Annotated in this window: 7 protein-coding genes and 1 pseudogene; 5 read left to right on the forward strand and 3 right to left on the reverse strand. The window is 70.2% G+C overall.

Translation table 11 applies throughout. The features are described from left to right. The 4 genes and pseudogenes from VFM98_RS06755 to VFM98_RS06770 form a co-directional block, all read left to right on the forward strand. Positions 1–303: pseudogene (locus VFM98_RS06755) on the forward strand (hypothetical protein); the annotation flags it as partial. 4 nt (positions 304–307) lie between these two features. Then, positions 308–1,456, forward strand: a complete 1,149-nt coding sequence (locus VFM98_RS06760) for a COX15/CtaA family protein (RefSeq protein WP_325109144.1) — start codon at positions 308–310, stop codon at positions 1,454–1,456. Beyond that, complete coding sequence (cyoE, locus tag VFM98_RS06765) at positions 1,453–2,328, forward strand: heme o synthase (protein ID WP_325109145.1); 876 nt, start codon at positions 1,453–1,455, stop codon at positions 2,326–2,328. Before VFM98_RS06760 ends, cyoE begins: the two co-directional genes overlap by 4 nt. A gap of 2 nt (positions 2,329–2,330) precedes the next feature. Next, a complete protein-coding gene (locus VFM98_RS06770) occupies positions 2,331–2,918 on the forward strand; it encodes an SCO family protein (protein ID WP_325109146.1) in 588 nt (195 codons plus the stop codon). 90 nt (positions 2,919–3,008) lie between these two features. On the opposite strand, the gene VFM98_RS06775 is transcribed toward VFM98_RS06770, so the two are convergent. Together VFM98_RS06775 and rpoH are read right to left on the reverse strand one after the other, a co-directional pair. Next, entirely contained in the window at positions 3,009–4,763 is a 1,755-nt protein-coding gene (locus VFM98_RS06775; protein ID WP_325109147.1) for a sensor domain-containing diguanylate cyclase, read from the reverse strand. A 121-nt stretch (positions 4,764–4,884) separates the two neighbouring features. After that, positions 4,885–5,820, reverse strand: coding sequence for an RNA polymerase sigma factor RpoH (gene rpoH, locus VFM98_RS06780; protein ID WP_325109148.1), 936 nt, complete (start codon positions 5,818–5,820; stop codon positions 4,885–4,887). 240 nt (positions 5,821–6,060) lie between these two features. On the opposite strand from rpoH, the gene cutA reads away from it, so the two are divergent. Further along, positions 6,061–6,423: a divalent-cation tolerance protein CutA gene (gene cutA / locus VFM98_RS06785; protein ID WP_325109149.1), complete on the forward strand. Its 363-nt coding sequence runs from the start codon at positions 6,061–6,063 to the stop codon at positions 6,421–6,423. Between the two features lie 188 nt (positions 6,424–6,611). On the opposite strand, the gene ftsY is transcribed toward cutA, so the two are convergent. Continuing rightward, on the reverse strand, positions 6,612–7,658 hold a 1,047-nt coding region (gene ftsY, locus VFM98_RS06790; RefSeq protein ID WP_414708993.1), incomplete at its 5' end, for a signal recognition particle-docking protein FtsY.

The following is a 7,658-nucleotide window of genomic DNA, read 5'->3' on the forward strand; positions in this document are numbered from 1 at the left end:
TTCGTCGAAGGTGAGAATTCGGTCCTTACTTGCTTGTGTGAGCCGGTGCGCGAGAGTCTCCTGCCCGCGCTCGCGCAAGCGACGGTGCTGCGCGTCGACGGCGCGCAGCTCGCGCAGTGGCTCGCGCCCGCGCGCGGCCACCAGCTGGGCGATCACCTTTACATCGTGGACCCCATGGGCCACTGGATGATGCGCTTCCCGCCCACGCAGGACCTGGCCGGCGCCGGCAACGTGCGCAGGGATCTCGAGCGCCTGATGCGCGCCTCCGCCGGCTGGGACCAGCCGGGGCGCGCCGCGAACTGACGCGATGGCCGACGCTTCGCTGTACGACCTGAGCCCCGTGCTGCGGCTGGCCCTGCTGGGGATCGCCGTCGCCTCGGGGCCGCTGGCCTGGGTGTGGCTGCGCAACAAGCAGGCCGCGCCCGCGCAACGGCTCGCCGCGCTCACGCTGCTGACGCTCTTCCTCACCTTCGACCTGGTGCTGTTCGGCGCCTTCACGCGCCTGACGGATTCCGGCCTCGGCTGCCCCGACTGGCCCGGCTGCTACGGCAACGCCAGCCCCACCGGCGCGCTCGACCAGATCCGCGCCGAGGAGGCGCGCATGCCCACGGGGCCGGTCACGCACGGCAAGGCCTGGGTGGAGATGATCCACCGCTACCTGGCCACTGGCGTGGGCGTGCTGATCACCACGCTGGCCGTCGCCACCTGGCTGCAGCGCAAGCGCGGCGTGCCGGTGCAACCGCGCTGGCCGGCCTTCACCTTCGCCTGGGTCTGCCTGCAGGGCGCCTTCGGCGCGCTGACGGTGACGATGAAGCTGTTCCCTGCCATCGTCACGCTGCACCTGCTGGGGGGCCTGGTGCTGCTCGCGCTGCTCGCCATGCAGGCGGTGGCCTACCGGCAGGCGCAGCGCGGCACCGGTGCGTTCGTCCTTCCCGCCTCCACGCGCCACTGGCTGGTGGCCGCCTACGTGCTGCTGTGGCTGCAGGTGGCGCTGGGCGGCTGGGTGAGCACCAATTACGCGGTGCTCGCGTGCAGCACCTTCCCGGCCTGCCAGGGCAGCTGGTGGCCGGCCATGGATTTCCGCCAGGGCTTCGAGCTGTGGCGGCCGCTGGGCATGACGGGCGCCGGCGAGCACATCCACTTCGCGGCGCTCACCGCGATCCACTACACCCACCGGTTGGTGGCCTACGCCGTGTTCGTGGTGCTGGGCGTGCTGGCCTGGCGCCTGCGCTCGGGGCCGCTGCATCGCAGCGCGCGGACGATCGCGCTGCTGCTCGCGTGGCAGTTCGCCACCGGGCTGTCGAACGTGGTGCTGGGCTGGCCGCTGATCGCCGCCGTCGCCCACACCGGCGGCGCGGCGGCGCTGGTGGTGGCGCTCACCTGGGCACTGCGCGAGAGCCGCGCGGCGCCGGTCGCGGCAACCGAGTCCCGCGACGCGCGCGAGGTGTCGGCATGAACGCCTCCATCGCGCGCCAGTACTACGCGCTGATGAAGCCGCGCGTGATCCAGCTGATCGTGTTCTGCGCGGTCATCGGCATGGTGCTCGCCGTGCCCGGCCTGCCCACGCTGGAGGACGTGCGCATCGGCGCCATCGCCGCCGTCGGCATCTGGCTGGTGGCCGGCGCCGCCGCGGCCTTCAACTGCCTGGTGGAGAAGGGCATCGACGCCAAGATGCGCCGTACCGCCTGGCGCCCCACCGCCAAGGGCGAGCTGAGCGACCGCCAGGCGTTGACCTTCTCCGCGATCCTGTGCGCGATCGGCTCCTGGATGCTGTACGACCTGGTCAACCCGCTGACCATGTGGCTCACGCTCGCCACCTTCATCGGCTATGCGGTGGTCTATACCGTGATCCTCAAGCCGCTGACGCCGCAGAACATCGTGATCGGCGGCGCTTCGGGCGCAATGCCGCCGGTGCTGGGCTGGGCCGCGCTGCGCGGCGACGTCGGGCCGGAAGCGCTGATCCTGTTCCTGATCATCTTCCTGTGGACCCCGCCGCACTTCTGGGCGCTGGCGCTGTACCGGGTGGAGGACTACCGCCGCTCCGGGCTGCCGATGCTGCCGGTGACGCACGGGAATGAATTCACCCGCCTGCAGATACTGCTGTACACCATCGTGCTGTTCGCGGCCTGCCTGATGCCCTTCGCCTACGGGATGAGCTCCTGGTTCTACCTCGCGGCGGCCCTGATCCTCAGCGTCGGCTTCACGTGGTACGGTTTCCGGCTGTGGCGCGAGTACTCCGACGCCCTGGCCCGCAAGACGTTCCGCTTCTCGCTCATCCACCTGAGCGCGTTGTTCGCGGCCCTGCTGGTGGACCATTACCTGCTCTGAGCATGCTGAGACGTGACCTCCTCACCCTCTGCGGCGCCGCCGCGCTGCTGGCCGGCTGCGGCGTGGAACCGAAGCCGGCCTTCAAGGCGGTGGACATCACCGGCGCCGACTACGCCCGCGACTTCAAGCTGACCGACACCGAAGGCAAGCCGCGCAGCGTGGAGGACTTCCAGGGCAAGGCCGTCGTCGTCTTCTTCGGCTACACGCAGTGCCCCGACGCCTGCCCCACGACGCTGGCCGAGATCGCCGAGGCGAAGAAGCTGCTGGGGCCCGACGGCGGCAAGGTGCAGCCGGTGCTGATCTCGCTCGACCCCGAGCGCGACAAGCCGGAGGTGCTCAAGGCCTACGTGCAGAACTTCGGCCCCGACTTCATCGCACTGCGCGGCACGCCGGAGGAGACGGCCGCCGTGGCCAAGGACTTCAAGGTGTTCTACCGCAAGGTGCCGGGCAGCACGCCCGGCAGCTACACGATGGACCATTCGGCCGCGAGCTATGTGTATGACCCCAAGGGGCGGCTGCGGTTGTATGTGCGCTATGGGGCGGGGGCGCAGGCGCTGGCGGACGATCTCAAGCTAATCCTGCAGGGGTAGGCCGGTCGCGCGGCGGCGCTTCGCTGCGCTCGCGCATGCTGGGCTTCGCGAGGCTCAGCACCAGCCTACGAGGCACCGGCCGTCGGCAAGCTACCGCAGTGCGCTCTCTTCCATCATCTCCATCGACCGGATCGCCTTGCGCGTCTCCGGGGTGATCTGGTCGAGGCCGTCGACGGCCCACTGCACCGTGGCGGCGCCGTCGAGGCGGGGGCGCGGCAGCAGGGTCCAGGTGACGTGGTAGCGCAGCAGCACGCCGGGCAGGGCGGCCACCTCGCGCAGGCCGCAGGCCACCAGCTGCTGCGCGCGCGAGATCGCCGCCTCGCGCGTCGCCGGCGCTTCCATCAGCAGCGCGAATTCGCGCGGACCGACCCGCGCCGCCATGTCGTAGCCGGCGCTCAGGCGCCGCAGGTGCGAGGCGGTGATCACCAGCGCCTTGTCCACCGCTTCGCGGCCGAATTCCTCCTGGATCGTCTCCAGGTTCGACAGCCGGATGCACAGGAGCGCGCAGTTCTGCCTCTGCGCCCGGGCATGGAGCAGGCTGCTCTCGAGCCGCTCGGTCATTGCCTGCAGGTGCGGCAGGCCGGTGAGCGGATCCGCCCGCACCAGCGCGTTGGCCCGCAGCTCCGCTTCGCGGCGCGCCATCAGCCGCATGTTGACGGCGTAATAGACCATGGGCAGCGCCAGCAGCGTGCCGAAATAGGCGCCGAAGCGGGTGAGCACGCTGGCCGGCAGCAAGCCCAGGTCGCGCCCGAGAGGGAACAGCGCCAGGATCACCAGTGGCGCGAAGGCCATGGCCACCAGGCGCAAGTGGCGGTCCCGGCTGCCCAGCCAGCCCCACAGCACCATGCTGAGCACGGCGACCAGCGCCAGGCCGCTGAGCGAGAGCACCAGCGTCAGGCTGGCGGCGTTGTCCACGACCATGTGGACCGCGGTGGCCCCGAGCAGCGCCGCGATCAGGCCCCACACGCCCAGGTCCAGCCCGCGCGAGAGGCGGGCGGGGTCGGCCATGATCTTCACCAGCCACAGGCCGGCGGCCACGCCCGCGCCCGGCCACAACTCCAGCGCCGCGTCGTTCAGGCGGCTCATCTCGGGCCAGAGATGCTGCCCCCCCAGGCCGCTGCGCCCCAGCTGGCCCAGGCCCAGCAGCAGGATGCAGACGGCAAACACCAGCGAGGCGCGGTCACGGAAGGCGAGCCCGTTGACCAGCGAAGCGAAGGCCACGAGGACCAGCACGCCGAAGTAGCAGCCCAGCACGAACTCCTCGAGCTCGCGGTGCTTCAGGAGAACGTCCTGCCGCAGCAGCGCGAGCGGGGCAGCGAAGTCGCCGTGGCTGTCGTCCACCCGCAGCCAGTAGCGCACCGGCTGGCCCGCGTCGGGAGAGAGCGCGAACGTGGGCAGGCGGCCGGGCACCGGCCACTCCGCGACGTCCAGGCCGGTGCCGGCCTGCTGCAGCACCCACGCGCCGGAGCGGCGGTAGAACAGCTGCACCCGGTCGTTCACCGAGGCACCGATCTCCAGGAACCAGGGCAGGCCGGGCGGCGTGACGGCCTCGAACGTGATCCACAAGGTGCCGGCGGGCGCGCGCTGGTTCTCGCGCCGGCGCACCCGCCACGGCAGGTCGTCCGCCCGCGCCTGCACCTGGTCGATCGAAAGCGAGCCGCTCTCGTCGATCCAGTACAGGCTCCGTTCGCTGAGCAGGGTCTCCGTGCTGCCGTCGACGGTGACCCTCGGGAGGGCGGGATGCGCCTCGGCGTCGGCCGCGTGGGCGCCGACCGCGGCCCAGGAGAGTGCGATCCACAGCCAGAGCACGCACCAGGCGTGCAGCGTCCAACCCCTCCTCGTCATCCGACCCATTGTGGCGGCCCGTGGCCGAGCAAGCTCAACCCCGAGCGTGCAAAAGTCCGCGGATCGGCGTGGATACAACAAAAAACCCGGCTTGCGCCGGGTTTCCGTGGAAAAAATGTGATCAGGCGTAAGCCGCCAGCGCCTTCTTCATCTTCTTCATTGCCGCCACCTCGATCTGGCGGATGCGCTCGGCCGAAACGCCGTATTCGGCCGCCAGCTCGTGCAGCGTCATGCCGCCGGAGCCGTCGTCGTTCACCTTCAGCCAGCGCTCCTCGACGATGCGGCGGCTGCGCGGATCGAGCTGCTCCAGCGCGGCCCGGATGCCGTCGGTGGCCATCACGTCGCGCTCGCGGCCTTCCAGTTCCACCGTGGGCTCGTGGCTGGCGTCGGCCAGGTAGGCGATCGGGCCGAAGGCTTCCTCGCCGTCGTCGGCGGGCGCAGGGTCGAGCACCACGTCGCCGCCCGACATGCGGGTCTCCATCTCGATCACTTCCTCGCGCTTGACGTTCAGCTCGCGCGCCATCACGTCGATCTGCGCGTCGGTGAGCGTGTCGCGGTGCGTCTCCGCATCGGCCTCGTCCTTGAAGCCCTGCTTCATCGAACGCAGGTTGAAGAACAGCTTGCGCTGGGCCTTGGTCGTGGCGACCTTGACCATGCGCCAGTTCTTCAGGATGTATTCGTGGATCTCGGCCTTGATCCAGTGCAGCGCGTAGCTGACCAGCCGGACGCCTTGTTCGGGGTCGAACCGCTTCACGGCCTTCATCAGGCCGATGTTGCCTTCCTGGATCAGGTCGCCATGGGGCAGGCCGTAGCCCAGGTACTTGCGCGAAACCGAGACCACCAGGCGCAGGTGCGAGAGCACCAGCTTTCCGGCGGCTTCCAGGTCGTTGTGCTCCCGGAACTTCTTCGCGTACTCGTATTCTTCCTCCGCCGTCAGCATCGGCAGCCGGTTGACCGCCGAGATGTATGCGTCCAGGTTGCCCAGCGACGGAACGACGGCCCACGGATTGGACAGCGCCAACGCCGTGGTACCCGAGGCTCCATTGGTTGAGGACATACCGGAAACTCCTTCTGCTCGTTAAATATTAGCACTCTGTTAGACGGAGTGCTAAGGCCTTGGTTCCGTAGGCATGAGTGCCGACCGGAGGTCGGCAAGGGCTTCCAGGGGAGCGTCTGCGCTGCCCTGGAGGACGGGTGCCGAGCTTCAGGGACAGCAACGCTCGCAGGGGCAGATGGGGCCGGGCGGCACGACTGCAAGCCCCCGGGGCGACAATCGCGCTTCTGGAGGGCCCGCCCCATGGAAAACAGCCCAGGCCGCGACATCCTCGCCGTGACCACCACCGTCGGCTCCGCCGCCGACGCCCGCAAACTGGCCCGCGCCATCGTCCAGGCCCGCCTGGGCGCTTGCGTGCAGGTGGAGGAGGGGCTCACTTCCTTCTACCGCTGGGAGGGCAGAGACTGCGAGGAGGCGGAGGTGCGCCTGACGATCAAGACCCTGCCCGGGTGCGCCGAGGCGCTGCAGGCGCTGTTGCGCGAGCAGCATCCGTACGACCTGCCGCAGTTCGTGGCGGTGCGGATGCAGGCGGGGGAGGCGTATTACGACTGGGTGCGCAGCGAGGTGGCGCTGCCGGAGGATCCGCGGGAGAGCCTGGGGTTGTGAGGCGTCTTATCCGCGGGGCTGAGCTGGTAGGCTGGAGCTGAGCGCGCGGCAGCGCCGAAGCCCAGCGCTGCGCGAGCGCCGCGAAGCGCTGGGCTTCGGCGTTCCGAGGCTGGCGCCCCGGAAGGGCTCAGCATTAGCCTACGGGTCCGCCCTCTCGGCGCCCAAGCCGCGGAATCGCCCCGATTGCTTCAAGAAAGCAGTGCCAGCGCGAACTCCCGTGCGCTGAAGGTCTCCAGGTCCTCCAGCTTCTCGCCCACGCCGATGAAGTACACCGGCACCGGCTTCTCCTTCGCGATCGCCGCCAGCACGCCGCCCTTGGCCGTGCCATCGAGCTTGGTGACCACCAGGCCCGTGAGCTGCAGGGCGGCGTCGAAGGCCTTGACCTGCTGCAGTGCGTTCTGGCCGGTGTTGCCGTCGATCACCAGCAGCACCTCGTGCGGTGCGCTGGCCTCGGCCTTGGTCACGACGCGGCGGATCTTCTTCAGCTCCTCCATCAGGTGCAGCTGGGTGGGCAGACGCCCCGCCGTGTCGACGATCACCACGTCCTTGCCGCGCGCCTTGCCGGCCGAAACGGCATCGAAGCTCACCGCCGCCGGGTCGCCGCCTTCCTGGCTGACGATCTCCACCTTGTTGCGGTCGGCCCAGACGGCGAGTTGCTCGCGCGCCGCGGCGCGGAAGGTGTCGGCGGCGGCCAGCAGAACCGTCTCGCCGTCGTCGGCCAGGTGCTTGGTGAGCTTGCCGATCGAGGTGGTCTTGCCGGCGCCGTTGACGCCCGCGACCATGATCACGGTCGGCTGGTGCTCGCCGATCGTGAGCTGGCCCTCGAGCGGGCGCAGCAGCTGGGTGAGCGCGTCCACCAGGATGTTCTTGGCCTGCACCGGGCGCGTGGCGCCGGTGGCGGCGACCTTGCGCCGCACTTCGGCCAGCAGGAATTCGGTGGCCGGCACGCCGGTGTCGGCCAGCAGCAGCGCCGTCTCCAGTTCCTCGTAGAGGGCTTCGTCGATCTGCGCACCGGTGAAGACCTGCGAGAGGCTGGAGCCGGTCTTCTTCAGGCCTTCGGTCAGGCGCGCCATCCAGCCCTGGCGCTCGGCCGGCACCTCGGCGGCGACGGGAATCTCGATCGCCTGGACCACGGCGCTGCCGATGAGGCTGCCCCGCGCGCCGGGCGCGCCCTGGGCCCCCGCCTGCGCGGGGGCGACGGCAGGAGCGGGCGCCGCCGCCGGGGGCGCGGCTGC

It is taken from the genome of Ramlibacter sp., assembly GCF_035706265.1.
Classification (GTDB): domain Bacteria; phylum Pseudomonadota; class Gammaproteobacteria; order Burkholderiales; family Burkholderiaceae_C; genus Ramlibacter.

Coding starts and splice junctions, on each gene's coding strand:
- VFM98_RS06770 (WP_325109146.1), top strand. CDS start 2,331: ATGCTGAGACGTGACCTCCTCACCCTCTGCGGCGCCGCCGCGCTGCTG.
- VFM98_RS06775 (WP_325109147.1), bottom strand. CDS start 4,763: ATGACGAGGAGGGGTTGGACGCTGCACGCCTGGTGCGTGCTCTGGCTG.
- rpoH (WP_325109148.1), bottom strand. CDS start 5,820: ATGTCCTCAACCAATGGAGCCTCGGGTACCACGGCGTTGGCGCTGTCC.
- cyoE (WP_325109145.1), top strand. CDS start 1,453: ATGAACGCCTCCATCGCGCGCCAGTACTACGCGCTGATGAAGCCGCGC.
- cutA (WP_325109149.1), top strand. CDS start 6,061: ATGGAAAACAGCCCAGGCCGCGACATCCTCGCCGTGACCACCACCGTC.
- VFM98_RS06760 (WP_325109144.1), top strand. CDS start 308: ATGGCCGACGCTTCGCTGTACGACCTGAGCCCCGTGCTGCGGCTGGCC.